The sequence below is a fragment of the Sphingomonas sp. CFBP 13733 genome, from assembly GCF_014841795.1.
GTDB classification, from domain to species: Bacteria; Pseudomonadota; Alphaproteobacteria; order Sphingomonadales; family Sphingomonadaceae; genus Sphingomonas; species Sphingomonas aerolata.
The window spans coordinates 565,044-588,281 of the sequence record NZ_JACYUP010000002.1 but is presented as its reverse complement, the minus strand read 5'-3'; the positions used below and the strand labels follow the sequence as shown (position 1 = coordinate 588,281).

Annotated in this window: 25 protein-coding genes and 1 tRNA gene; 13 read left to right on the top strand and 13 right to left on the bottom strand. The window is 66.9% G+C overall.

Features of this window, described 5'->3' with window-relative positions; translation table 11 throughout:
* The first annotated feature begins 89 nt into the window (after positions 1–89).
* Both IFT71_RS06945 and IFT71_RS06940 read left to right on the top strand, forming a co-directional pair.
* Positions 90–1,076: an aspartate carbamoyltransferase catalytic subunit gene (locus IFT71_RS06945; protein ID WP_056680280.1), complete on the top strand. Its 987-nt coding sequence runs from the start codon at positions 90–92 to the stop codon at positions 1,074–1,076.
* Entirely contained in the window at positions 1,073–2,290 is a 1,218-nt protein-coding gene (locus tag IFT71_RS06940; RefSeq protein WP_192139875.1) for a dihydroorotase, read from the top strand. Before IFT71_RS06945 ends, IFT71_RS06940 begins: the two co-directional genes overlap by 4 nt.
* Positions 2,291–2,321: 31 nt before the next feature.
* Here IFT71_RS06940 and IFT71_RS06935 read toward each other — a convergent pair whose 3' ends face one another.
* Genes IFT71_RS06935 through IFT71_RS06925 form a run of 3 tightly spaced genes read right to left on the bottom strand, consistent with a single transcriptional unit; the run spans position 2,322 to position 4,775 of the window.
* A complete protein-coding gene (locus IFT71_RS06935) occupies positions 2,322–3,617 on the bottom strand; it encodes an SPOR domain-containing protein (protein WP_192139873.1) in 1,296 nt (431 codons plus the stop codon).
* 19 nt (positions 3,618–3,636) lie between these two features.
* Positions 3,637–4,065: a hypothetical protein gene (locus tag IFT71_RS06930; RefSeq protein ID WP_446740754.1), complete on the bottom strand. Its 429-nt coding sequence runs from the start codon at positions 4,063–4,065 to the stop codon at positions 3,637–3,639.
* On the bottom strand, positions 4,062–4,775 hold the full coding sequence (locus IFT71_RS06925; RefSeq protein ID WP_031441008.1) for a ParA family protein: 714 nt from the start codon (positions 4,773–4,775) through the stop codon (positions 4,062–4,064). The genes IFT71_RS06930 and IFT71_RS06925 overlap by 4 nt, the downstream gene beginning before the upstream one ends.
* A gap of 196 nt (positions 4,776–4,971) precedes the next feature.
* Here IFT71_RS06925 and IFT71_RS06920 point away from each other — a divergent pair, with 196 nt between their 5' ends.
* Positions 4,972–6,027, top strand: coding sequence for an SPOR domain-containing protein (locus tag IFT71_RS06920; RefSeq protein WP_192139871.1), 1,056 nt, complete (start codon positions 4,972–4,974; stop codon positions 6,025–6,027).
* A 22-nt stretch (positions 6,028–6,049) separates the two neighbouring features.
* On the opposite strand, the gene IFT71_RS06915 is transcribed toward IFT71_RS06920, so the two are convergent.
* Both IFT71_RS06915 and serB read right to left on the bottom strand, forming a co-directional pair.
* Positions 6,050–6,784 (bottom strand): Crp/Fnr family transcriptional regulator, encoded by a 735-nt coding sequence (locus IFT71_RS06915; protein ID WP_192139869.1) that lies wholly within the window; start codon positions 6,782–6,784, stop codon positions 6,050–6,052.
* A 140-nt stretch (positions 6,785–6,924) separates the two neighbouring features.
* Positions 6,925–7,806, bottom strand: a complete 882-nt coding sequence (serB, locus tag IFT71_RS06910; protein WP_192139867.1) for a phosphoserine phosphatase SerB — start codon at positions 7,804–7,806, stop codon at positions 6,925–6,927.
* On the opposite strand from serB, the gene miaA reads away from it, so the two are divergent.
* The 6 genes from miaA to leuA all read left to right on the top strand — a co-directional run bounded on the left by miaA (position 7,799) and on the right by leuA (position 15,107).
* Entirely contained in the window at positions 7,799–8,728 is a 930-nt protein-coding gene (miaA, locus tag IFT71_RS06905) for a tRNA (adenosine(37)-N6)-dimethylallyltransferase MiaA (RefSeq protein ID WP_192139865.1), read from the top strand. The two genes, serB and miaA, sit on opposite strands and share 8 nt — an antisense overlap.
* Positions 8,729–8,810: 82 nt before the next feature.
* Positions 8,811–10,559, top strand: coding sequence for an acetolactate synthase 3 large subunit (locus tag IFT71_RS06900; RefSeq protein WP_037530175.1), 1,749 nt, complete (start codon positions 8,811–8,813; stop codon positions 10,557–10,559).
* Positions 10,559–11,074 (top strand): acetolactate synthase small subunit, encoded by a 516-nt coding sequence (gene ilvN, locus IFT71_RS06895; RefSeq protein ID WP_192139863.1) that lies wholly within the window; start codon positions 10,559–10,561, stop codon positions 11,072–11,074. The genes IFT71_RS06900 and ilvN overlap by 1 nt, the downstream gene beginning before the upstream one ends.
* Positions 11,075–11,180: 106 nt before the next feature.
* Positions 11,181–12,200 carry a ketol-acid reductoisomerase gene (ilvC, locus tag IFT71_RS06890; protein WP_031439771.1) on the top strand — a complete coding sequence of 340 codons (1,020 nt, stop codon included), beginning with the start codon at positions 11,181–11,183 and terminating at the stop codon, positions 12,198–12,200.
* Positions 12,201–12,649: 449 nt separating this feature from the next.
* Complete coding sequence (locus tag IFT71_RS06885; RefSeq protein ID WP_192139861.1) at positions 12,650–13,255, top strand: YceI family protein; 606 nt, start codon at positions 12,650–12,652, stop codon at positions 13,253–13,255.
* A gap of 193 nt (positions 13,256–13,448) precedes the next feature.
* Positions 13,449–15,107: a 2-isopropylmalate synthase gene (leuA, locus tag IFT71_RS06880; RefSeq protein WP_192139859.1), complete on the top strand. Its 1,659-nt coding sequence runs from the start codon at positions 13,449–13,451 to the stop codon at positions 15,105–15,107.
* A 42-nt stretch (positions 15,108–15,149) separates the two neighbouring features.
* Here leuA and IFT71_RS06875 read toward each other — a convergent pair whose 3' ends face one another.
* The 7 genes from IFT71_RS06875 to IFT71_RS06845 form a co-directional block, all read right to left on the bottom strand.
* Positions 15,150–15,827 (bottom strand): DJ-1/PfpI family protein, encoded by a 678-nt coding sequence (locus tag IFT71_RS06875; protein WP_192139857.1) that lies wholly within the window; start codon positions 15,825–15,827, stop codon positions 15,150–15,152.
* Between the two features lie 105 nt (positions 15,828–15,932).
* The gene (locus IFT71_RS06870) at positions 15,933–16,289 is read right to left on the bottom strand and encodes a dihydroneopterin aldolase (RefSeq protein ID WP_031395191.1); all 357 of its coding nucleotides are present in this window, start codon (positions 16,287–16,289) and stop codon (positions 15,933–15,935) included.
* The gene (locus IFT71_RS06865) at positions 16,282–17,055 is read right to left on the bottom strand and encodes an SDR family NAD(P)-dependent oxidoreductase (RefSeq protein WP_192139855.1); all 774 of its coding nucleotides are present in this window, start codon (positions 17,053–17,055) and stop codon (positions 16,282–16,284) included. Before IFT71_RS06865 ends, IFT71_RS06870 begins: the two co-directional genes overlap by 8 nt.
* On the bottom strand, positions 17,052–17,678 hold the full coding sequence (gene folE / locus IFT71_RS06860) for a GTP cyclohydrolase I FolE (RefSeq protein WP_081874053.1): 627 nt from the start codon (positions 17,676–17,678) through the stop codon (positions 17,052–17,054). Before folE ends, IFT71_RS06865 begins: the two co-directional genes overlap by 4 nt.
* Before the next feature lie 173 nt (positions 17,679–17,851).
* The gene (fghA, locus tag IFT71_RS06855; RefSeq protein WP_192139853.1) at positions 17,852–18,691 is read right to left on the bottom strand and encodes an S-formylglutathione hydrolase; all 840 of its coding nucleotides are present in this window, start codon (positions 18,689–18,691) and stop codon (positions 17,852–17,854) included.
* Entirely contained in the window at positions 18,691–19,074 is a 384-nt protein-coding gene (locus IFT71_RS06850) for a VOC family protein (protein WP_192069980.1), read from the bottom strand. The genes fghA and IFT71_RS06850 overlap by 1 nt, the downstream gene beginning before the upstream one ends.
* 10 nt (positions 19,075–19,084) lie before the next feature.
* Positions 19,085–20,191: an S-(hydroxymethyl)glutathione dehydrogenase/class III alcohol dehydrogenase gene (locus IFT71_RS06845; RefSeq protein WP_183935256.1), complete on the bottom strand. Its 1,107-nt coding sequence runs from the start codon at positions 20,189–20,191 to the stop codon at positions 19,085–19,087.
* A gap of 118 nt (positions 20,192–20,309) precedes the next feature.
* Between IFT71_RS06845 and IFT71_RS06840 the strand changes: the two genes are divergently transcribed.
* The gene (locus IFT71_RS06840) at positions 20,310–20,513 is read left to right on the top strand and encodes a DUF2945 domain-containing protein (protein WP_192139851.1); all 204 of its coding nucleotides are present in this window, start codon (positions 20,310–20,312) and stop codon (positions 20,511–20,513) included.
* A 48-nt stretch (positions 20,514–20,561) separates the two neighbouring features.
* Positions 20,562–20,822, top strand: a complete 261-nt coding sequence (locus IFT71_RS06835; RefSeq protein ID WP_031394799.1) for an SWIB/MDM2 domain-containing protein — start codon at positions 20,562–20,564, stop codon at positions 20,820–20,822.
* 177 nt (positions 20,823–20,999) lie between these two features.
* Here the strand turns inward: IFT71_RS06835 and IFT71_RS06830 are convergent.
* Positions 21,000–21,076: transfer RNA gene (locus tag IFT71_RS06830), tRNA-Arg, on the bottom strand.
* Between the two features lie 240 nt (positions 21,077–21,316).
* On the opposite strand from IFT71_RS06830, the gene IFT71_RS06825 reads away from it, so the two are divergent.
* Both IFT71_RS06825 and IFT71_RS06820 read left to right on the top strand, forming a co-directional pair.
* Complete coding sequence (locus IFT71_RS06825; protein ID WP_192139849.1) at positions 21,317–22,012, top strand: hypothetical protein; 696 nt, start codon at positions 21,317–21,319, stop codon at positions 22,010–22,012.
* Between the two features lie 236 nt (positions 22,013–22,248).
* The gene (locus tag IFT71_RS06820; protein ID WP_192139847.1) at positions 22,249–23,181 is read left to right on the top strand and encodes a glycosyltransferase family 2 protein; all 933 of its coding nucleotides are present in this window, start codon (positions 22,249–22,251) and stop codon (positions 23,179–23,181) included.
* Positions 23,182–23,238: the final 57 nt, after the last annotated feature.

The following is a 23,238-nucleotide window of genomic DNA, read 5'->3' as shown; positions in this document are numbered from 1 at the left end:
CGCAGGCCGCGCCTAAAACCGGGTTAACCACCCCGCGTCGAGCGACGAACCTTGCCCCCGCCGCCGCAGCCCACTACCCAGCGCGCTTGATGCAACGTTCAGATCACCGCCCCGCCACCCTCATCGAGGGCGGCGCCGTCTTCCCGCACCGGCACCTGACCGGGATCGACGGGCTCCAGCCGCACGAGATCGCGTTCCTGCTCGATGAGGCGGAAACCTGGGTCGAGGCGAACCGTACCCATGCGACGCCCGACAAGCGGCTCGCCGGGCTCACGCAGATCAACGCGTTCTTCGAGAACAGCACGCGGACTTTGCTGTCGTTCGAGATCGCGGGCAAGCGGCTCGGCGCCGACGTCGTCAACATGCACGCCGCGCAGTCGAGCGTGAAGAAGGGCGAGACGCTGATCGACACCGCGATGACGCTGAACGCGATGCGCGCCGACGTCATCGTCATCCGCCACATGGCGAGCGGTGCGGTGCGGCTGATCGCCGACAAGGTCGACTGCCCCGTCCTGAACGCAGGCGACGGCCGCCACGAACATCCGACCCAGGCGCTGCTCGACGCGCTGACGATCCGCCGCCGGCGCGGATCGATCGCGGGGCAGCGTGTCGTCATCTGTGGCGACGTGCTGCACAGCCGCGTCGCACGCTCGAACATCCTCGCACTCACCGCGCTCGCCGCCGAGGTCCGGGTCTGCGCACCCTCGACGCTGATGCCCGCGGCGATCCACAAGATGGGGGTCACCCCGTTTACCGATTTCGATGCCGCGCTGGAGGGCGCCGACGTGGTCATGATGTTGCGCCTGCAGAACGAGCGGATGGACGGCGCGTACGTGCCCTCCACGCGTGAATACCGGATGCGCTACGGCCTGACGCTCGAACGGCTCGCGCGCGCGGCGCCCGATGCGCTGGTGATGCACCCCGGGCCGATGAACCGCGGCGTCGAGATCGATTCGGCGGTCGCCGACCATGCCCGCTCGGCGATCACCGAGCAGGTCGAGATGGGCGTCGCGGTCCGCATGGCGTGCCTCGACGTACTGACCCGCCGGGCGCGCGGCGTGGAGGGCTGGGCATGATCCTCGCGCTCACCAATGCGACGCTCGTCTGCCCGGTCGGCGGGATCACCAAGGGCAATCTCCTGATCCGCGACGGCGTCGTCGTCGCGACCGGGCTGGTCGAGATCCCCGCCGATGCGCAGACGATCGACTGCGCGGGCAAGACGCTCGCCCCCGGCATCGTCGATCTGGGCGTGGCGCGGATCGACCGCGCCGCGTTCCGCGCAGGCGGGATCGTCCGCGTCGGGCTGATGCCCGACCAGTCGCCGGTGCTGGACGATCCCGGCATCGTCCAGCGCGCCGCGCTGATCGGCAAGCCCGACCTGTGGATCCACCCGATTGCCGCCGCGACGCAGGCGCTGGCCGGGCATGACCTTGCCGAGATGGCGGTCTGCCTGTCGGCGGGCGCGCGCGCGGTCGGCACCGGCAAGGGCTGGATCGCCGACAGCGGGGTCATGCACCGCGTACTCGCCTATGCGCGCGACCTCGACATCGCGGTCGTCACGCATGCCGAGGATGGCGGATTGACCGCGGGCGCCGTCGCGACCGCGGGCGAGACCGCGACCCGGCTCGGCCTGCCCGCCGCCCCCGCGATAGCCGAGGCGCTCGCGATCGCGCGCGACCTGATGCTGGCCGAGGACACCGGTGCGCGGCTTCACATCCGCCAGGTGACGACGGCGGCCGGCTTCGACCTGATCCGTGCAGCCAAGCGCCGCGGCGTGGCAGTGACCTGCGGCATCACGCCCGCGCATCTCCATTTGTCCGACATCGCGGTCAGCGACTTCCGCAGCTTCGCGCATCTCTCGCCCCCGCTCAGGAGCGAATCGGATCGCCAGGCGGCGCTGGCGGCGGTCGCCGACGGCACGATCGACGTGATCTGCTCGGCGCATGATCCGCGCGGGCCCGAGGAAAAGCGCCTGCCCTTCGCCGATTCGAGCGCCGGGATGGCGGGAGCCGAGACGCTGCTGCCGCTCGCGCTGATGCTGGTGCGCGACGAACGGGTCACGCTGTCCCGGCTGTTCGCGCTGCTGAGCCGCAACCCGGCCGCCGTGCTCGGGCTCGACACCGGGACGCTTGAGGTCGGCAAGCCCGCCGATCTCCTGCTGTTCGATGGTCAGGCGCCGTGGCAGATCACCGGCGACGCGTTCGCCGCCAGCGCGAACAACACGCCGTTCGACGGCCTGCCCGTGCAGGGCAAGGTACTGCGCGTCTGGAAAGGCGGCCGCGAGATCTGACGGGCATTGCGCGCCGGATTTCGCCTGTCATTCAGCGGGTCGCGACCTCGACGCCGCCGCCGCGCAGCCACTGCGCCATCTGGTCGCCGGCCCCCTGCCGGACGAAGCACGCGCCGCCGGTCGCGCGGTAGCGCCGGCAGACCTGGTCCGCCTCGTCGCGACCGAACCCGCCAACCGACAGGCGGTAATAGGCCTCGCCATTCGTCCTGAACGCCATGCCGTTGGGCTGGCGGCCGGAGAAGCCGTCGAAGCGACGCGTGGCCTGGCTCCAGGCGGCCTTGGCGACGCCGGCATTGTCATAGGCGCCGATCTGGACATACCAGTCGCCCGTCCCCGCCGGGATCGCGCGCGCGCCGCGTTGCGCACGCGCGGCTAGCACAGCGCCCTGGCTGCGGCTGGCGAGCATCGTCGGCGTGCCGCCGGGTAGGGCCTGGACGACCTCGCGCGGCGCGGCGAAGGTGATCCTCGACGGGGCCAGAGCCGATCCCGCTTCGGCCAGTGCGACGGGACGCGCGGTGCGTTCGACCGCGGCCAGCGCCTCGATCGGCGAGACCGTCGGCATGAGCGGTGCGCGGTTGAGCGCGAGCGCGGCGGGCTGGCCGGCATCGGCGATCGCGCGCACGCCGAGCAGGCCGGCGACCTGATCATACGACGTCGTCGGTTGTGCGAAACGGGCCCATTGTTCGAGCCTCGCATCGACCTCGGTCGGCGCGAGGTCGGCGGCGGCGACGACGCGCGCGGCCTGCCACTGGCCCGCCAGCGCGAGCGCGAGCGCGAGGTTCTGCCGGGCCTTCGCATTGCTCTCGGACGAGCGTGCGACCTCGGTCAGCAGCCCGATCGCGCCGCCTGCATCGCCCGCCAGCGCCAGCGCCAGGCCCCGATCGCTCGGCGGCATGATCGATGCGTTGCGTTCGAGCGTCTCCCGCGCGCCCTGCGTGTCGCCACCGGCGATCTGCGTCAGCGCCAGGTTGAGGGCCGCCTTCCCGTCCGCCGGCGACAGCGCCAGCACATCGGCAAACCCCTGCCGCGCCGAGGTGAACCGCCCCGCCTGGAGATAGCCCTGTGCGAGCAGCAGCCGATACGCCGCCGATTGCGGCATCATCGCCACCGCCGCCTCCGCGAAATAGACCGCGGCGCCGCCATCGTGCCGGGCCAGCGCGACCTCGGCACGGTGCGCGTTCACCGCGCCCGCCTTGGCCTCGAGATCGGCGTTGCGATCGCTCGCCGAGGCGAGACCGCGGCCGGTCTCGCCCGCACTGCACCCGACCATCGTGCCGCCCAGTACAAGGGCCGACAGCCCCATCGAAAGAAGGATTCGTGTCGTCATCGGCTATGATCCCACCGGTTCATTTCGGGGCCCTGGTCACGGGAAGCTGCGCAACGAGCGCGTCGACCTCGGGCAGATTTTGAAGAAAGGCATCGAGCGCGAGCGTCACGAGGTGCTGCGACGAATGCCGCGTCATCGCACTCGCCAGCCGCAGCCGGACATGCCGGTCGCTGTCGAGGCGGAGCGTGAAGGCGGCCTTGCCGTTGCGCGTTCTGGTTGCGCTCTCGCGCGCGATCCGGCGTGCGGCCGCAACCGTCACCGACGTGACAGAAGCAGCATCATCCTCGACCGCTACGACAGCGGCCGTACCAAGCGCGAGCGGCCGCATCGCCGGGCGGGCGTCGCCCTTGCGCGCCAGCAGCGACGCCGACAGCGAGCCCAGCGGCTTCGGCACGTCGGCCGATTCGGGATGCGACTGGACGGGCGGGCGGGCGGGCATCGCGCTCATCCGACCACCCGCCGGCCGAAGCCCGGCGCGGGCCCGCGCTGCCCGAACCCCGCGCCTGCATTGGGCACGCTGAACACCGTGCGCCGGAAATTCTTTTCGAGCCGGTCAGTGACATAGGTCCAGAGCGCTTCGATCTCCGCCGCGGACTTGCCCTTGGGATCGACCTCCATGACCGTGCGGCCGTCGATCATCGAGGCGGCGAAATCGGTGCGCTGGTGGATCGTCATCGGCGCGACGGTGCCGTGCTGAGAGAGCGCGACGATCGCCTCGGCCGTGATCCGCGCCTTGGGGGTCGCTGCATTGACGACGAAGATCAGCGGCTTGCCCGCGCGATCGCACAGATCGACGGTCGCGCCGACCGCGCGCAGGTCATGCGGGCTCGGCCGGGTCGGCACGACGATCAGCTCGGCGATCTGAATCACCGTCTGGATCGCGACCGTGATCGACGGCGGCGTGTCGATCACCGCCAGCTTGAACCCCTGCTGGCGAAGGATTTCGAGATCGGCAGCGAGTCGCGCGACCGTGGTCTGCGCCAGCGCCGGCGCCTCCGCCTCGCGCTCGTTCCACCAGTCGGTCAGCGACGCTTGCGGATCGATATCGATCAGCACGACCGGCCCCTGCCCGGCGCGCTCCGCCTGGACCGCGAGATGCCCGGACAGAGTCGTCTTTCCCGACCCGCCTTTCTGCGATGCCATCGCCAGAACGCGCATAAGCCCCCTTACGTCTCGTCAACCAAGGCCCGCGATGCCATGCCAGCGGATAAGAAGCGGTTAACGCGTGGTTCCCAAGCCGTTACGACGACGTGCCGCACCCCCGCACCCGACCGGCGCACGGCTTAACCCGATCTTTGCCTTCGCCGGGCTATCGCGACATGACGATCATCATTTGGCTTTAACGAGGTACTCGATGCGCAACCTGATTCTGGGCGCGGCGGCGACGATGGCGGCGCTGGGCGCGGTGCCGGCCGCGGCGGACGTGAAGGCCGGCGTCGATGCCTGGAGCCGCGGCGACTATGCGACCGCGATCGACCAGTGGCGTCCGCTCGCGATCGCGGGCGACGCCGATGCGCAGTTCAATCTCGCCCAGGCCTATAAGCTCGGCCGCGGCGTCACGCTCGACCCCGCGCTCGCCGAAAGCTGGTTCCGCAAGGCGGCGCTGCAGGGTCATGTCCAAGCGCAGGACAATTACGGCCTCGCGCTGTTCCAGGCCAACAAGAAGGCGGACGCGCTGCCCTGGCTCGAAAAGTCGGTGGCGCGCGGCGAACCGCGGACGCAGCTCGTGCTCGGGACGATGTTGTTCAACGGCGACGCGGTCCCCCGCGATTATCCGCGCGCCTATGCGCTGATGTCGCGCGCGAGCACGTCGGGATTGCAGTCGGCCTCGCAGACGCTGGCGCAGATGGACCAGTATATCTCCCCCGAAGACCGCCAGCGCGGCACGGCGCTCGCCGAGCGCTATGCCGCGCAGGAAAAAATTGCGCGGTCGGGCCTGTCGCCCGCGTCGCCGCCGCCGATCTCGGCCACCGGCCCTGCCCGGCCTACGCCCCGGCCGGTGACGCCGGTCGCGCGCACCACGGTCCCCGCCTCATCCGTGTCCCCCGCGCCGGTGCCCCCGCGCGCTGCGCCGGAGCGTGCTGCCTCGCAAGCCGCGACCAGACCCGCATCGGTCACCCCGCCCCGGCTCGCGTCCGCGCCCAAGCCGGCGCCGAAGCCCGTGCCGAAGCCAGCAGCGAAGCCGGTGGCCGGGTCGGGGAAATGGCGGATCCAGCTTGGCGCGTTCCGCGATCGCGGCAATGCCCAGACGCTGTGGGGCAAGGTCAAGGGCAGGCTGGGCGGCGCGCAGCCCAGCTATGTCACGGCGGGACCGGTGACTCGGCTGCAGGCGGGCGGGTTCGCCAGCCGGGCGGACGCGACGCGCGCCTGCGCCGCGTCAGGCCAGCCCTGCGTCATCGTCGCCCCCTGACGCATCCCGACACGCCCGGCGTTCAGCCGCGCCGGCTCGGGATCCAGCTCGTGTCGCGTTCCGGACTCTGCGGCAACGCGGCGAGGACCGCCAGCGCGTCGCGGTCGTCGATCGTGATGACCCCGCGCCGCCACGTCGCGATCCCCGAGGTCCGCAGCTGGCGCAGCGTCCGGTTGACATAGACCGGGGTCAGCCCGGTCATGTCGCCGATATCCTCCTGCGTCAGCGGCACCGGCACGACATTCTCGATCGTCGGGTCGTTGCGCCGCAGCCGGGTGCGCAGTTCGAGGATCAGCGCGGCGATCCGGCTCGCCGCGCTGGTCCGCCCGATCGACGCGAGCCGCTCCATCAGCAAAACGCGCTCCTGCTGCGAGACGAGGAACAGCAATGCCGCGAGCCGCGGGTTGCTGCTGAACACCTGCCCGATCGCTGCGGTCTCGATCACGCCGAGCTTCGCCGCCGAGACCGCTTCGATCGTGTCGCACGCGGTCGGGGCGGCAAGGCTCGGCATCCCGACCAGATCGCCGGGCAGATGAACCTTCACAATCTGCCGCGCGCTCTCGCCGACGATGATGCTGCACGCGACCCAGCCGCTCAGCAGCATATAGACCTGCGGGTCAGGCGAGCCCTGCATCCGCAGGGTATCACCACGCTTCAACCCGATCGTCGGCCCGGCGAGCCGCCGGAAGGTATCAATGTCGTCGTCGTCCGCACAGGTGAACGCCTTGAAGCGCTCATAATCCCAGCCAGCATCCATTCTTCTCAGCCAATCGATCGTAAGTCTTTGGCGCGACCCCTAAATTTTGCGCGTGACTTGGCAAGGTCAGATATGGTGCACGGCCTTAACCTGGATCACCAAAGTGGGACTCGGCGGCCTACGGACGCAATCGACGGGGGTTAATCGATTACCCACGCCGCCCGGGGCAGCCCTTGTGCGTAGAGCAGCGTGGTCAGATCGCCATGGTCGATCCTCGCCGCCGCCGCCGCCGCGACGATCGGCTTGGCGTGATACGCGACGCCCAGGCCGGCCGCTTCGATCATCGCCAGGTCGTTCGCGCCGTCGCCGACCGCCAGCGACTGTCCCTCGACCAGCTGCCCGTCAGCGATTGCCGCGCGCAGCGTCGTCAGCTTGGTCTGCGATCCGACGATCGGCTTTTCGACCGCCCCCGTCAGCACGCCGTGCTCGACCTTCAGGACATTGGCGATCGCGCGGTCGAAACCGATCTCGCGCGCGACCGGCTCAGCAAAACGCGTGAACCCGCCCGAGACGAGCACCGTCGCGGCCCCTTGGGCGCGCATCGTCCGCACCAGCGCCTTGGCGCCCGGCATGATCCGGACCCGTTCGGAAAGGCAGCGTTCGATGTCGCTCTCAGCCAGCCCCTCAAGCAGCGCGACGCGCGCATCGAGTGCCGCCTCGAAGTCCAGTTCGCCGCGCATCGCGCGCTCGGTGATCTCGGCGATCTGCGGCTTTATTCCCGCATAGTCGGCGAGCTCGTCGATGCACTCGACGGTGATCATCGTCGAATCCATGTCCGCGATCAGCAGCGTCTTGGTCCGGGTCAGGCTCGACTGCACGACCACATCGGTTTTGCCGAACGCCCCCTCGAGCGCGGTCCGCGCCGCGTCGGGCGCCATGCCGAAGATCAGGTCGGCGGCGTCGCCTTCGTCGATCCAGCCGCTCGCACCCGGCGCGCAGCCCGCATCGCGGAGCCGGTCCATCGCGGTCGAAATATCGCCTGCGGTCAGCGTGCCCGAGGCTATAAGCGTTGCCGTGAACATAGAACATCTCCCGAAGGTCGCGCTCATCGCAGGGCCGACCGCGAGCGGCAAGTCCGCGCTCGCGCTCGCCATTGCCGACGCCCATGACGGCGTCGTCATCAACGCCGATTCCGCGCAGGTCTATGCCGATCTCCGCATCCTCACCGCGCGTCCTTCGGCCGAAGAGGAAGCCAGCGCCCCGCACCGCCTGTTCGGCCATGTCGACGCCGCCGACGCGACCTATTCCGCCGCACGCTGGGCCGCCGAGGCGACGCGCGCAATCGACGAAGTGGTGGCGGAGCGCAGACTGCCGATCCTGGTCGGCGGCACCGGGCTCTATATCCGCACGCTGCTCGACGGCATCGCCCCCGTCCCCGCGATCGACCCCGACCTTCGCGAGCAGGTCCGCGCACTTCCCGTCGCCGAGGCGCATGCCGCCCTCGCTTTGCTCGACCCGCCCGCCGCCGCACGGCTCAACGCCGCCGATACCACACGCGTCGCGCGCGCACTGGAGGTGGTCCGCGGGACCGGCCGCACGCTCGCCGACTGGCAGACCGAACGGGTGGGTGGGATCGGCGACCGGCTGGACGTCCGCGCGCTGATCCTGATCCCCGACCGCGACTGGCTGAACGCGCGCATCGACCAGCGCTTCGCCGAGATGGCCGAGACCAGCCAAGCGGAAGTCACCGCACTCCTCGCCCGCACCGACATCCCGCAGGACGCGCCGATCCGCCGCGCGATCGGCGTTCCCGAGATCGCCGCGCTCGTTCGCGGAGAGATGTCGAAAACCGACGCGATCGCGGCGGGATCGCTTGCCACGCGGCACTATGCCAAGCGGCAATATACCTGGCTTCGCCACCAACCGCCGGCCGCCTGGACGCGCACGGACGCGCTCGATTTTTCAACGCGCTTGCAGCAATTTGAAACTATATTGCTAAAATGATGTTTGACACGCATCTTTTATATCGGTAGCCGCCCCCTCCACGAGGCGCTAAAGGCGGCGCATTCGAAAGGATTTTGACGTGATGACCGAGAAGAGTGGAGCCGATATCCTGATCGAGGCGCTGTGCGATCTCGGCGTGGAGGTCGTGTTCGGCTATCCGGGTGGCGCCGTGCTGCCGATCTACGACGCGCTGTTTCGCAGCGGCCGGATCAAGCACATCCTGGTGCGCCACGAACAGGCGGCGACGCATGCGGCGGAGGGCTATGCCCGCTCGACCGGAAAGCCCGGCGTGGTGCTCGTCACCTCGGGCCCCGGCGCGACCAATGCGGTCACCGGGATCACCGACGCGCTGATGGATTCGATTCCCATGGTCGTGATCACCGGACAGGTGCCGACCGCGCTGATCGGTACCGACGCGTTCCAGGAGGCCGATACCGTCGGCATCACGCGCCATTGTTCGAAGCACAATTATCTCGTGAAGGATCCGGCCAAGCTCGGCGGGGTGATCCACGAGGCGTTCCACATCGCCACCTCGGGTCGTCCGGGGCCGGTGGTCGTCGACATCCCCAAGGACGTGCAGGTCGCCACCGCGCGCTATGCGAAGCCCGGCCCGATCCAGCACAAGACCTATCGCCCGCAGGTGAAGGCAGACCAGTCGCAGATCGAGCAGCTGGTGGACATGCTCGCCGCGGCCGAACGCCCGATCCTGTACACCGGCGGCGGTATCATCAATTCCGGCCCGGCCGCGAGCCAGCTGCTGTGTGAGCTGGTCCGCATCACCGGCGCACCGGTGACGTCGACGCTGATGGGTCTCGGCGCCTATCCGGCGAGCGGCGAGCAGTGGCTCGGTATGCTCGGGATGCACGGCACCTATGAAGCCAACATGGCGATGAACCAGGCCGACCTCGTCGTTGCGCTCGGCAGTCGGTTCGACGACCGCGTGACCGGACGGCTCGACGCGTTCAGCCCGAATTCGCGGAAAGTGCACATCGACATCGATCGCTCGTCGGTGAACAAGACGGTGCGCGTCGATCTCGGGATCATCGCGGACGTCGGCCATGCTCTCGAGGACATGGTGCGGATCTGGAAGAGCCGTCAGCATCCCAAGCCCGACACCACCGACTGGCAGCGGCGGATCGCCGGCTGGCGTGCGGTCAAGTGCCTGGACTTCCCCGAGAACGACCCGAACGAGATCATGCCGCAGCGCGCGATCCGGGCGCTGTTCGACGCGACCAAGGCACGCAACCCGATCATCACGACCGAGGTCGGCCAGCACCAGATGTGGGCAGCACAGCATTTCGGGTTCGAAAAGCCGAACAAGTGGCTGACCAGCGGTGGTCTCGGCACGATGGGTTACGGCCTGCCCGCCGCGATCGGCGCGCAGCTCGGCAATCCGAACGCGCTGGTGATCGACATCGCCGGCGAAGCGTCGATCCAGATGAACATCCAGGAGCTGGCGACCGCCACCCAATACCGGTTGCCGGTGAAGATCTTCATCCTCAACAACCAGTATATGGGCATGGTCCGCCAGTGGCAGGAACTCACCTATGAGAGCCGCTACGCCGAGAGCTATTCGGATTCGCTGCCCGATTTCGTCCGGTTGGGCGAGGCTTATGGCTGGAAGGGCATCCTGATCGAGACGCGCGACCAGCTCGACAGCGGGATTGCGGAGATGCTGGCCCATGACGGCCCGGTGATCGTCGATTGCCGCGTGTCGCAGCTGACGAACTGCTTCCCGATGATCCCGAGCGGTGCGGCGCATACCGACATGATCCTTCAGGCGAACGAAGTGTCGGGCACGATGGACGACGAAGCGAAGGCGCTGGTTTGATGCATATTTCCCAGGAAAAGGCCGAGCGGCACACGCTCGCCGTGATCGTCGACAACGAGCCGGGCATCCTTGCCCGGATCGCCGGCCTGTTCACCGCGCGCGGCTATAATATCGAGAGCCTGACCGTGTCGGAGATCACCGCCGACAAGGCGGTCAGCCGCATCACGATCGTCACCAGCGCGTCGCCGGCGACGATGGAGCAGATCCTCGCACAGCTCGACCGGCTCGTCCCCGTCCACAAGGTCACCGACCTGACCGCGCAGGGCGCGCATGTCGAACGCGAGCTGGCGCTGGTCAAGGTGCGCGGCACCGGCGACCGCCGGATCGAGGCGCTGCGCCTGGCTGACGTCTATCGCGCCCGCGTCGTCGATGCGACGACGTCGAGCTTCGTGTTCGAGGTGACCGGCGGGATCGACAAGATCGACAAGTTCGTCGAACTCATGGGCGAAGTCGGCCTGATCGAAGTCGCCCGCACCGGTATCGTCGCGATCGCCCGCGGCAAAGAGCCGGCCTGAATTTACCTGTCATCCTGACGAACGTCAGGACCCAGAACCACGAACGGCGCCGCCTGGAACCCTGGGTTCCGGCGTTCGCCGGAATGACGAAAGAAGGAACAATATAATGCGTGTCTATTACGATCGCGACGCCGACCTGAACCTGATCACCGACAAGAAGATCGCGATCGTCGGTTACGGCTCGCAGGGCCATGCGCACGCGCAGAACCTGCGCGATTCGGGCGTCAAGGACGTCGCGATCGCGCTGCGCGAGGGCTCGCCGACCGCCAAGAAGGCGATCGAGGCGGGTTTCGCGGTCAAGTCGAACGCCGAGGCGGCCGCCTGGGCCGACATCGTCATGATCCTCGCCCCCGACGAGCATCAGGCCGCGATCTACGCGACCGACCTGCACGACAATCTGAAGCAGGGTGCAACGATCGCGTTCGCGCACGGCCTGAACGTCCATTTCGGCCTGATCGAGCCGCGCGCCGATCTCGACGTCATCATGATCGCACCCAAGGGCCCTGGCCACACCGTGCGCAGCGAATATGTCCGCGGCGGCGGCGTCCCCTGCCTGATCGCGATCGACCAGGACAAGTCGGGCAACGCGCACGACATCGCGCTCGCCTATGCATCGGGCGTCGGCGGCGGTCGCTCGGGGATCATCGAGACCAATTTCCGCGAGGAATGCGAGACCGATCTGTTCGGCGAGCAGGCGGTGCTCTGCGGGGGCATCACGCACCTGATCCAGGCCGGGTTCGAGACGCTGACCGAAGCCGGCTACGCCCCCGAAATGGCCTATTTCGAGTGCCTGCACGAGACCAAGCTGATCGTCGACCTGCTCTATGAGGGCGGGATCGCCAACATGCGCTATTCGATCTCGAACACCGCCGAATATGGCGACATCACCACGGGTCCGCGGATCATCACCTCGGAGACCAAGGCCGAGATGAAGCGCGTGCTGGCCGACATCCAGTCGGGCCGGTTCGTGAAGAACTTCATCCTCGACAACCGCGCCGGCCAGCCCGAGCTGAAGGCGGCGCGCAAGCAGGCGCTGGCGCATCCGATCGAAAAGATCGGCAGCGAGCTGCGCGGCATGATGCCGTGGATCGGGAAGAACGCGCTGGTGGATAAGGCGAAGAACTAAGCGCGAGCGCGGCCGGCACGACGGAGCCCGCCCATAGGGCGCGGCTTCGCCGTGGCCGACGGGCGGGCGTGGGGATTGCGCGTCGCTCGCCCCAACACCCCCTACCCCACCCCGGCGAAGGCCGGGGCCCAGTTGGGAAGGCCGGAGTAACGAAGCGCCGTCTTCCGGTATCACCGTCCCCCAACTGGGCCCCGGCCTTCGCCGGGGTGGTGGTGTTTAGGATAAGCTCTCCTCTTCCCCAGCCACCCGTTCCCCCGCGAAGGCGGGGGTCCAGGGTCTCGGGCAGTGTCCGTGGTTTAGCTGGGCCCCCGCGTCCGCGGGGGAACAGCAGCGAGTGTGCCTTCCCCCCACCCCCCACCGACCCAAATCCGAAACACAGCGTTGGCATAACGTCATTTGACGCGCTCCCTCCGCTCGGCCAGCATCGCGCGTTCAACAGGAGACCCCGCATGCGCCTAGTCCTAGCCACCATCCTCGCCCTCACCGCCGCTCCCGTATTGGCGCAGACTGCCGCCGTCCCCGGCGCCCCCGTCAAGGCGCGTGTCGCCGCGGGTACCTATGCGGTCGATGCCAACCACACGCAGGTGACGTGGCAGCTCAACCATATGGGCTTCTCGATGCTCGAGGGGCAGCTCGGCGCGTCGGGTGGCAGCATCACGATCGATCCGGCCAAGCCCAACGCGACCAAGGTCGAGGTCAATTTCGCGATCGACCAGTTGTCGGTCACGTCCGCGCCGTTCGCGGGCCATCTGAAGTCGAAGGACTTCTTCGACGCCGCGACCTACCCGACCGCCAAGTTCGTCGCGACCAAGGTCGTCGCGACCGGTGACAAGGCGACCATCACCGGTGATCTCACGCTCAAGGGCGTCACCAAGCCGGTCGTGCTGCAGGCGACGTTCGTCGGTGCGGGCGCGAACCCGATGAACAAGAAGCTGAACTTCGGCTTCCGCGCGACGACCTCGATTAAGCGCAGCGACTTCAACATCGGCGCCTATGCCCCCGTCGTGTCGGACAAGGTCGACCTGACGATCAACGCGGCGTTTGCTGCGCAATAATACGTACGCCGACCCTATCGCGCTGGACATTTACCGTGTCCGCGCGATAGGGAAGACGCAATGTCTCACGGTCGCCTCCTGCTGCTTCGACTTACGCGCCCTTAGGCGCGCCGATCGTTTGCGTGGTGGCCAGCCCCCGCGCCTCGCGCCTAAGGGCTGACCCGAACGCTCCCGATCACGAGAGACACGAGCCATGCTGCGCGACCCATCGACCAAATACCGACCCTTCCCGCAAATCGACCTGCCCGACCGCCAATGGCCGTCCAAGACGATCGTCAAGCCGCCGCGCTGGCTGTCGACCGATCTTCGCGACGGCAACCAGGCGCTGATCGACCCGATGGATGCCGAGAAGAAGACGCGGTTCTTCGACCTGCTCTGCAAGGTCGGCTTGAAGGAGATCGAGGTCGGCTTCCCGAGCGCCGGCGCGACCGAGTTCGATTTCATCTCAGGCCTGGTGAAGACCGGCCGCATCCCCGACGACGTGTCGATTCAGGTGCTGACCCAGTCGCGCCGCGACCTGATCGAGACGAGCTTTGCCAGCCTCGTCGGCGCGAAGACCGCGATCGTCCACCTCTACAATGCCGTATCGCCCGCATGGCGCAAGATCGTGTTCGGGATGGATCGCGCGCAGGTGAAGCAGATCGCGATCGACGGCGCCAAGGTGCTGCGCGACGAGGCCGCCAAGCAACCGAACGTCCACTGGCAGTTCGAATATTCCCCTGAGACCTTCTCGACCGCCGAGCTCGAGTTCAGCCTCGAGGTCTGCGAGGCGGTGATGGACGTCCTGATGCCGACGCCCGACAATCCGATCATCTTCAACCTGCCCGCCACCGTCGAGTGCGCGACGCCGAACATCTATGCCGACCAGATCGAATGGTTCGGCCGCAACATCCGCAACCGCGATGCGGTCGCGATCAGCCTGCACACGCATAACGACCGCGGCACCGGCGTCGCCGCGGCCGAGCTCGGCATGATGGCAGGCGCGGACCGGGTCGAGGGCTGCCTGCTCGGCAATGGCGAGCGGACGGGCAATTGCGATCTCGTGACCGTCGCGCTCAACATGTACACGCAAGGCGTCGACCCGAAGCTCGACCTGTCGGACATCGACGCGGTCGTGAACACGGTCAACTACTGCACCAACATCCCCGTCCATCCGCGCACGCCCTACGCGGGCGACCTCGTCTTCACGGCGTTTTCTGGCAGCCATCAGGATGCGATCAAGAAGGGATTCGCTGCGCAGGAGGCGAAGAACGACACATTGTGGGAGGTCCCCTACCTGCCGATCGACCCCGCCGATCTCGGTCGCAGCTACGAGGCGGTGATCCGCGTCAATTCGCAGTCGGGCAAGGGCGGCGTCGCCTGGGTGATCGAGCAGGACAAGGGGCTGAAGCTGCCCAAGCGTCTCCAGGCCGATTTCAGCCGCCATGTGCAGGCCTATGCCGACGAGACGAGCCGCGAACTGAATGCGGCAGATATCTGGAGCCTCTTCGAACGGACCTACCTGCCGCACGCCGACGATCGCGTGGAGCTGCGCGACTATGAGGAAAGCGGCACCGCGGGCCAACGCGTCTTCATCGGTCGCGTCGCGATCGATGGCGAGGAGCGGTCGATCTCGGGGCGCGGCAACGGGCTGATCTCGGGCGTGATCGCGGCGATCGCGGAGTCGACCGGGCCGACGCTCGATGTGGTGGACTATAACGAGCATGCGATCGGTCATGGCGCGGACGCGCAGGCGGCAGCCTATGTCGAATGCCGGACCGCGGCGGGCAAGACGGTGTTCGGCGTCGGCATGGACACCGACATCGCCACCGCCTCGGTTCGCGCCGTCCTCAGCGCCGCCAACCGCGCCTGACGCCCATAAAGGCGGCCACCGGCAGGGCCGGTGGCCGTTCTTTCAGGCGAGCTTCGCCAGCAGCATCTGTGCCGCCTTTTCCGACGAGGCGGGGTTCTGCCCGGTGATCAGCAGGCCATCCTCGACGACATGCACGCCCCAGTCGGCGGTCTTCGAATATGTGCCACCCTGCTGCGAGAGCATGTCCTCGACGAGGAACGGCACGATATCGCTGAGCCCGACCGCCGCCTCTTCGCTGTTGGTGAAGCCGGTGACCGTCTTCCCCTTCACCAGCGGCGAGCCATCGGCCGCCTTCACGTCGCGCAGCACGCCGGGCGCATGACAGACCAGCGCGACCGGCTTGCCCGCGCCGATGGTCGTCTCGATCAGCGCGATCGACGCCTTATCATTGGCCAGATCCCACAACGGGCCGTGTCCGCCCGGATAGAACACCGCGTCGAAATCGGCGATCTGCATCTCGGACAATTTCCGCGTGTCAGCGAGTGCGGCTGTGGCCTCGGCATCGCCCTCGAACCGGCGCGTCGCATCGGTCTGCGCGTCGGGCTTCGCGCTGCTCGGATCGAGCGGCGGCTGGCCACCGGCCGGCGAGGCCAGCGTGATGGTCGCGCCGGCATCCTTGAACACATAATAGGGGGCGGCAAGCTCTTCGAGCCAGAAGCCGGTCTTGCGGCCGGTATCGCCGAGATCGGCATGCGAGGTGAGGACGACGAGAATATTCACCATAAGTCTCCGAATGAGGGGGTTATGGGCAGGGAACGAGCCGGCTGCAGGATCGGCGCCGCTCATGGGCACCAAATGCGCCCGGTCGTGGGACTATTGCCTCCACTAGATCGCACGCTCCCGCACGATCCGGCACCCGATCGCGGCATCGGGGTAGATGTCGGTCTTCATCGTCTCGACCTCGACCCGCCTCACCCGCGCGTCACCCAGGCACAGCGCCGCGATCGCCTCGCACAGCGTCTCCTGCAACGCGAACGGACGCTCCGCCGCCATCGCCAGGATCCCGGCGCGGACGAAGTCGTAATCGAGCACCTCGCCGATCGCATCCTCGCCAAGCGGCCCCGGATACACGACCGTCATCTCGACCGAGACGACGACGCGTTGCGGCGCCACCTCGTGCGGATAAATGCCCAGCCGCATCATCACCTCGAGCCCGTCGAGGATCGTCGTGAACTCAGCCATTGCGCTCCCCATGATGCCGGTCGAACATCACGTCGCCGTCGCGCGCCAGAAACCGCTGCCCGCAATCGACGAACAGGTTCTGCCCGGTCACGCCCTTCGCACCCAGCAACCACGCGACCGCATCGGCGACCGCCTTCGCCCCGACCGGGCGCTGGAGCAGGTTGTCGCTCGCCACTGCCTCGAATTCCGCGGCGGTCTGGTCGCCGCTCGGCAGCGTCAGCCCCGGCGAGACCGCGTTGACGCTGATCCGGGGGCCCAGCGCCTGCGCCAGCATCACCGTCGCCCCCTCCAGCGCGATCTTGCCGCAGCTGTAGGAGAAGAAATCGGGGTTGAGGTTGGCGACCTTCTGGTCGAGCAGATTGACGACGGCGCCGTCACGGACATCCTCCTGCGACGCGAGCGCCGACGCGAGCAGCACCGGCGCGCCGCAGTTGATCGCGGCCAGCTCGGCGAACAGCACCGGGTCGACCGCGGGCGGCCGGTCGAACTCGAACTTCGATGCGCAGTTGACCAGCCCGTCGATCGGACCGCCGATCGCGCCCCGCGCTGCCGCGAACAGATCGCCGACCCCGTGCAGATCGCTCAGATCGCCCTCGACCGCCGCCGCGCGGCCGCCGATAGCGACGATCTCGTCGACCAGCGCCGCAGCCTCCCCGGGCGAGTGCCCCTGATGCACGACCACCGCATGCCCGTCCGCCGCCAGCCGCCGGACGATCGCGGCGCCCAAGCGCTTCGCCCCGCCGGTGACCAGGACGGTTCGGATCATGCGCGCGCGCCCATCAGCGACAGCACCTCCTTGCGGCTGCGCTCATCCTCGCGGAACACGCCCATCATCCGGCTGGTGACCATCGTCACCCCCGGCGTCCGCACGCCGCGCGCGGCCATGCAGGCATGCGTCGCCTCGATCACGACCGCGACACCCTGCGGCTTCAGCTGCTCCCAGATGCAGTCGGCCACCTCCGCGGTCAGCCGCTCCTGCACCTGCAACCGGCGGGCAAAGCCGTGCAGCACGCGCGCCAGCTTCGAGATGCCGACGACATGGTTGCGCGGCAGATAGGCGATGTGCGCCTTGCCGATGATCGGCGCCATGTGATGCTCGCAGTGCGACTGGAACGGAATATCCTTCAGCAGGACGATCTCGTCATAGCCGCCGACTTCCTCGAACACGCGTTCGAGATGCCGCGCCGGATCGTCGCCATAGCCCGCGCAATATTCCTTCCACGCACGTGCGACACGCCGCGGCGTATCGACCAATCCTTCGCGGGTCGGATCGTCGCCGGTCCAGCGGATCAGCGTCCGGATCGCCGCCTCGACCTCCTGCGGAACGATCAGCTTGCCATCCGGGCCGACGGCTGGCTCGGCATCGGCAAAAGGCGTTTCGGCGATCATCACAGCGCTCCATCATTCCGCCGCAGGCCGGCGTGCAAGGTACTCGGTACGAAAGCCCGACCGAGGTATCATAATATCGACAATATCGCAGCGGACTCCCGCCCGCCGCGCGCCATGCGGCCGTCCGCGGCCCGAACACAAGGGCCACATCATATCGCTTGCGTTACGGCGTGTCAGGCGCGCCGCAGCCGTTCCGCATGCCACGCGACATGATCCGGCATGAAGGTCGATATGAAATTATAGCTATGGTCGTATCCCGGCTGCATCCGCAACGTCAGGTCGATCCCCGCCGCCGCGCACGCCTCCGCCAGCAGCGCCGGCTTCAGCTGATCGTCGAGGAAGCCGTCGGCCTCCCCCTGATCGACGAGGATGTCGGCGACCCGTGCACCATCGGCGATCAGCGCGCAGGCGTCGTACGCCCGCCAGGCGGCACGGTCCGGCCCCAGATACCCCGTCAGCGCCTTCTCGCCCCAGGGGCAGTGCAGCGGCGCGACGATCGGCGCGAAGGCCGACACGCTGCGGAACCGGTCGGGATTGCGCAGCGCGATCGTCAGCGCGCCATGCCCGCCCATCGAATGCCCGGTGATCCCCTGCCGCGTCATGTCCGCCATCGGAAACTCCGCCGCGATCAATGCGGGGAGTTCGTCCTCGACATAGCGCTTCATGTTGAAGTTCGCAGCCCAGGGCTGCTCGGTCGCATCGACGTAGAAGCCCGCGCCCTGGCCGAAATCATAGGCGTCGTCGTCGGGAACCCCCTCTCCGCGCGGACTCGTGTCGGGGGCGATCAGGATCACGCCGTGCTCTGCGCAGGCGCGGCGATACTCGCCCTTGTCCATGACATTGGCATGCGTGCAGGTCAGTCCCGACAGGAACCACAGCACCGGCAAGCGCGCGTCCGGCGCGTGCGGCGGGACATAGACCGCAAAGGTCATGTCGGTGCCGGTCGCGGTCGACGCGTGGCGGTACACGCCCTGCGTGCCGCCAAACGCCGTGCTGGTCGATAGCGTCTCCATCATGCGATCCGGTGAGCGGCGCAGAGCTTGTTGCCCGACGGGTCGCGCAGATACGCCAGATACAGGGTGCGACCCGCGGTGCCGTGCCGCACGCCGGGCGGATCCTCGCAGGCGGTGCCGCCATACGCGAGCCCCGCGGCATGCCAGGCGTCGGCCGCCTCGGGCGAGGCCGCAACGAACCCCATCGTGCTGCCATTGCCGTGGCTGGCCGGCTGCCCGTCGAGCGGCTTGGTCAGCAGGAAGCGGCCGCCAGCGTGCGCATAGACGAGCCGGCCCCACTCATCGACGACGCCCTCGGGCACGCCAAGGGCACCCAGGCTCGCGTCGTAAAACGCTTTCGATGCCGCGATATCGTCGGCGCCGAGCATGACATGGCTAAACATGGCGTATTCCTCAGTAGATCACGACGGAGCGGATGCTCTCGCCGGCGTGCATCAGGTCGAACCCCTTGTTGATCTCGTCGAGCGACAGGCGGTGCGTGATCATCGGGTCGATCTCGATCTTGCCGTCCATATACCAGTCGACGATCTTGGGCGTGTCCGTACGTCCACGCGCACCGCCGAACGCGGTCCCGCGCCAGTTGCGCCCGGTGACGAGCTGGAACGGCCGCGTGCTGATCTCCTTGCCCGCCTCGGCGACGCCGATCACGATCGAGGTGCCCCAGCCGCGATGGCAGGCCTCGAGCGCCTGGCGCATGACGGTCGTGTTGCCGGTCGCGTCGAATGTGTAATCCGCGCCGCCGTCGGTCAGGGCGACGATATGCTGGACGATGTCGCCCACATCCTTGGGATTGGCGAAATGCGTCATGCCGAAGCGACGACCCCATTCCTCCCGGTCGGGATTGATGTCGACGCCGACGATCATCCCTGCGCCCGCCAGTCGCGCGCCCTGAATCACGTTCAGCCCGATCCCGCCGAGCCCGAACACCACGACCGTATCGCCGGGCTGCACCTTCGCGGTGTGGACGACCGCGCCGACGCCCGTCGTCACGCCGCAACCGACATAGCAGGAGGTGTCGAACGGCGCGTCGGGGCGGATCTTGGCCAGTGCGATCTCGGGCAGCACGGTGAAGTTCGAAAAGGTCGAGCAGCCCATGTAATGGAAGATCGGCTGGCCCTTGTAGCTGAACCGCGTCGTGCCGTCGGGCATCAGCCCTTTCCCTTGCGTCGCGCGGATCGCGGTGCACAGGTTGGTCTTCTGGCTCAGGCACGACTTACATTGGCGGCATTCGGGGGTGTAGAGCGGGATGACATGATCGCCGACCGCGACGCTGGTCACGCCCGCGCCGATCTCGCGGACGATGCCCGCCCCTTCATGCCCCAGCACGCTCGGGAAAAGGCCTTCCGAATCAAGTCCGTCGAGCGTGTACGCATCGGTATGACAGATGCCTGTGGCCATGATTTCGACCAGAACTTCGCCGGATTTGGGTCCCTCGAGGTCGAGCTCGACGATCTCGAGCGGTTTTTTCGCCTCGAAGGCTACGGCGGCGCGGGTCTTCATGCATGGGTCTCCTTGGTGGCGCATCAGATGAACCGCAGCCCCTGGGTCTGCAACCGCGGATCATGCAACAAAACCCGCACCTCTGCGCTTGATCGTTGAATATCAAGGAGATGGTGTGATGAAGGATCCGAAAAATGGCGACGAGGTCACCTGGAAATCCCCCGGCGGCACCGCGCACGGCACGGTCGAAAAGAAGCAGACCAGCGACACGACGATCAAGGGCCACACCGTCCGCGCGTCCAAGGACGAGCCGCAATTCATCGTAAAGAGTGACAATGGCGGCAAGGCAGCGCACAAGGCGGGCGCGCTCAACAAGGCGTGACCACGCGTGCAGTGCCTAACGCACGCATGCGAACAGGAAGGAATGCTTATGGCTACAGCTCCCAAGACCGGCGGCATCCACGCCCCCGTCCAGCCCTCTCCCGAACTCGGCGAGATCGTCGGCAACGACAAGCTCCCGCGCAGCGAAGTGATCAGCAAGGTCTGGGTCTATATCAAGGCCCACAATCTGCAGAACCCTGAGAACAAGCGCGAGATCCTCGCCGACGAGAAGCTGAAGAAGGTCTTCGGCCGTGACAAGTGCACCATGTTCGAGATGAACAAGTACATCTCGCAGCACGTCAAGGCCTAAGCCTGACCGGGACGCCAGGCGACGTTGCCACCTCCGCGGAGGGGTCAACGTCGCCTGATTGCTCCCCAACGCTGCGACCGGGCCGCGCCAGACGGCACCCCCTGTCGCCAGCCAATCTACATCCCTGACACGTGTCGCGATGCCCGCAGGCGGCGGATCGCTTGATAATGTCGGTGGTGGTGACCCCGAGTGGATTTGAACCACTGGCCCCCAGATTAGGAATCTGGTGCTCTATCCGGCTGAGCTACGGGGCCACGCACGCGACGTCCATACTAGCCCCATTCCCGTCGGTCCAGACTGCGCGCGTCCGCCGACGCAGGCGATCATGACAGCCAGACCCTAATCTGCGCGGCTGAAAGTCGGGCGAACGCTGGAGCGCGAACCTGTGCCCTGCCCAAACAGGCTAGGCCGTCGAAAAGGCGCATCATCCAAACCACCTATGCAACTGTTAACAAACGCATTACAGTTTTGTGACAGGGTAATTGGGGGCCGTGATGAAAAAAATGATCGCCACGGCTGCAAGACCCATGCTGATCGGCCTGGGGGTCATTCTAGCGATCGACCTTGTCATACTCGGGATGTTCCTGCGCTGGGCCTATGTCGAGCACGCGAATGTGACGGAGAGCATGCTCTATGGTCAGCTGCTCTACTCGTCCGTCGACGGATCGCTGATGGAGATCTGGGGATATCTCAAGGAACTGACGATCATCGGCCTCGCGCTTTATGCGTTCCTCCACACGAAAGAGCTTTTCTACGCGGCCTACGCGTTCCTGTTTCTGGTGGTACTCGCCGACGACTCGCTGCGGCTTCACGAGCATATCGGCGCGGTACTGTCCCAGTACGCCGTGATCGGACCTCATGGCGAAATCCTCGCACAGGCAATCTTGTCCGGCATTCCCCTGGCGCTGACCCTGTTGGGCATGGTCAGGCTTGCTCGCGATCGCATCGCCCCCGCACTCATGCTGCTCTTCGGCTTCTGCGTCACCGCGTTCTTCGCCGTGGTCGTCGACAAGCTTCATGAGATGATGATCGGCCCCGGGCATTTTCAAACGATCAGCACGCTCGTCGAAGATGGCGGCGAACTGATAAGTCTGACGCTCATTCTCGCCATATGGGGGATTTTCGGCCGCATAATCGTCCCGCACGTGACGGGTGACATGATGCCGCACGATGCGCTTGAGGTTGCTTAGCGACGACCGAACCGCTCCACGTCGCTGACGCCGGGACACCGCCGCCTGTCGCCAATCGCGCGATTTTTCGTGACGCAGCGTGGATTTGACCTGTCCCGTCTTGACCTTGGTTAGCTGCCTGCGGTGTCTTGCAATTCGAGCGGACGTCCGCTTAAGGCCCGTAAAGTACGCATTTGGCGGCTCAATCCAGGACTTCGAAGATGCCAAATAGCGTTTCGCCGACGAGCGCAGTTCCGATGAATACGCCTGAGATCTGCGTCGTGATCCCGGCTTATCGTGCGGCGCAGTTCATCGGCAAGGCGATCGACTCTGCCCTGTCCCAGACCGACGTCGCGCTCGAAGTGATCGTCGTCGACGATCATTGTCCTGATGACACGCACGCAGCCGTGACGGCGCGCTATGGTCATGTCGCAAACCTCTCCGTGATCCGGCTCGACCGGAACGGCGGACCATCGGCGGCACGCAATGCGGGATTTGCGGCGGCTCGGGCGCCCTGGATCGCCGTGCTCGATGCCGATGACGCGTTCGAACCCGGCCGGTTGCGGCACCTCCTCGACGTCGCCGGTGCGTTTGCCGCCGATATGGTTGCGGACAATGTGCGATTTCTGGACGAGGCCCAGGCAGCGTTGAGCCCGCCACAAATCCGCGCGATCCGGTCCGCCACGGAGATTGACCGCCACGCCTTCGTTGCGGCGGCCCGGCCGTTCAACCAGGACATGGACTATGGTTTGCTCAAACCGATGTTCCGCCGTCAGTTTCTCGAAGACCATGCCATTCGCTATGATCCGGCCATCCGTCATGGTGAAGACTTCAAGATGTATTTCGATGCCATGCTGTGCGGGGCTAAGTTCGTCATCACCCCGCAGCCCGGCTATGTCTGGACGCTGCGCACATCGGGCAAAAGCCAGACGACCGTCGATTATACGGCGCAGATCGCGATGAGCGCATCGCTAGCAAAACGCTCCGACGTTGCCGACGACGGCAAGCTGGTCGCGCTTTTGCACGATCGCAGGCAAGCGCTTGGCCGGCTCGAGACCTTGAACGGATTCCGCCACGCGGTGCAGTCAGGCAAGCGCGTCCAGGCCATCCGGCTGTTCCTTGGACATCCCTTCATCGTGCGGCAATATGCCGGGCGCGCGATCAGGAAGGTCGCACGACTGATCCGCTAGCGCCGCCGCGCATCGCGTGCGCGCATACCCCAAGCCGTATACTTCGCAACGACAGTG

What these genes read in the sequence shown, in the direction of transcription:
- serB (WP_192139867.1), bottom strand. Translation starts at nt 7,806, where the DNA reads ATGTTCACGGCAACGCTTATAGCCTCGGGCACGCTGACCGCAGGCGAT.
- IFT71_RS06925 (WP_031441008.1), bottom strand. Translation starts at nt 4,775, where the DNA reads ATGCGCGTTCTGGCGATGGCATCGCAGAAAGGCGGGTCGGGAAAGACG.
- ilvN (WP_192139863.1), top strand. Translation starts at nt 10,559, where the DNA reads ATGCATATTTCCCAGGAAAAGGCCGAGCGGCACACGCTCGCCGTGATC.
- IFT71_RS06885 (WP_192139861.1), top strand. Translation starts at nt 12,650, where the DNA reads ATGCGCCTAGTCCTAGCCACCATCCTCGCCCTCACCGCCGCTCCCGTA.
- IFT71_RS06945 (WP_056680280.1), top strand. Translation starts at nt 90, where the DNA reads ATGCAACGTTCAGATCACCGCCCCGCCACCCTCATCGAGGGCGGCGCC.
- IFT71_RS06930 (WP_446740754.1), bottom strand. Translation starts at nt 4,065, where the DNA reads ATGAGCGCGATGCCCGCCCGCCCGCCCGTCCAGTCGCATCCCGAATCG.
- IFT71_RS06915 (WP_192139869.1), bottom strand. Translation starts at nt 6,784, where the DNA reads ATGGATGCTGGCTGGGATTATGAGCGCTTCAAGGCGTTCACCTGTGCG.
- IFT71_RS06940 (WP_192139875.1), top strand. Translation starts at nt 1,073, where the DNA reads ATGATCCTCGCGCTCACCAATGCGACGCTCGTCTGCCCGGTCGGCGGG.
- IFT71_RS06845 (WP_183935256.1), bottom strand. Translation starts at nt 20,191, where the DNA reads ATGAAGACCCGCGCCGCCGTAGCCTTCGAGGCGAAAAAACCGCTCGAG.
- IFT71_RS06840 (WP_192139851.1), top strand. Translation starts at nt 20,310, where the DNA reads ATGAAGGATCCGAAAAATGGCGACGAGGTCACCTGGAAATCCCCCGGC.
- ilvC (WP_031439771.1), top strand. Translation starts at nt 11,181, where the DNA reads ATGCGTGTCTATTACGATCGCGACGCCGACCTGAACCTGATCACCGAC.
- IFT71_RS06835 (WP_031394799.1), top strand. Translation starts at nt 20,562, where the DNA reads ATGGCTACAGCTCCCAAGACCGGCGGCATCCACGCCCCCGTCCAGCCC.
- leuA (WP_192139859.1), top strand. Translation starts at nt 13,449, where the DNA reads ATGCTGCGCGACCCATCGACCAAATACCGACCCTTCCCGCAAATCGAC.
- IFT71_RS06865 (WP_192139855.1), bottom strand. Translation starts at nt 17,055, where the DNA reads ATGATCCGAACCGTCCTGGTCACCGGCGGGGCGAAGCGCTTGGGCGCC.
- folE (WP_081874053.1), bottom strand. Translation starts at nt 17,678, where the DNA reads ATGATCGCCGAAACGCCTTTTGCCGATGCCGAGCCAGCCGTCGGCCCG.
- IFT71_RS06935 (WP_192139873.1), bottom strand. Translation starts at nt 3,617, where the DNA reads ATGACGACACGAATCCTTCTTTCGATGGGGCTGTCGGCCCTTGTACTG.
- IFT71_RS06820 (WP_192139847.1), top strand. Translation starts at nt 22,249, where the DNA reads ATGAATACGCCTGAGATCTGCGTCGTGATCCCGGCTTATCGTGCGGCG.
- IFT71_RS06900 (WP_037530175.1), top strand. Translation starts at nt 8,811, where the DNA reads ATGACCGAGAAGAGTGGAGCCGATATCCTGATCGAGGCGCTGTGCGAT.
- IFT71_RS06920 (WP_192139871.1), top strand. Translation starts at nt 4,972, where the DNA reads ATGCGCAACCTGATTCTGGGCGCGGCGGCGACGATGGCGGCGCTGGGC.
- IFT71_RS06850 (WP_192069980.1), bottom strand. Translation starts at nt 19,074, where the DNA reads ATGTTTAGCCATGTCATGCTCGGCGCCGACGATATCGCGGCATCGAAA.
- IFT71_RS06870 (WP_031395191.1), bottom strand. Translation starts at nt 16,289, where the DNA reads ATGGCTGAGTTCACGACGATCCTCGACGGGCTCGAGGTGATGATGCGG.
- fghA (WP_192139853.1), bottom strand. Translation starts at nt 18,691, where the DNA reads ATGGAGACGCTATCGACCAGCACGGCGTTTGGCGGCACGCAGGGCGTG.
- IFT71_RS06825 (WP_192139849.1), top strand. Translation starts at nt 21,317, where the DNA reads ATGAAAAAAATGATCGCCACGGCTGCAAGACCCATGCTGATCGGCCTG.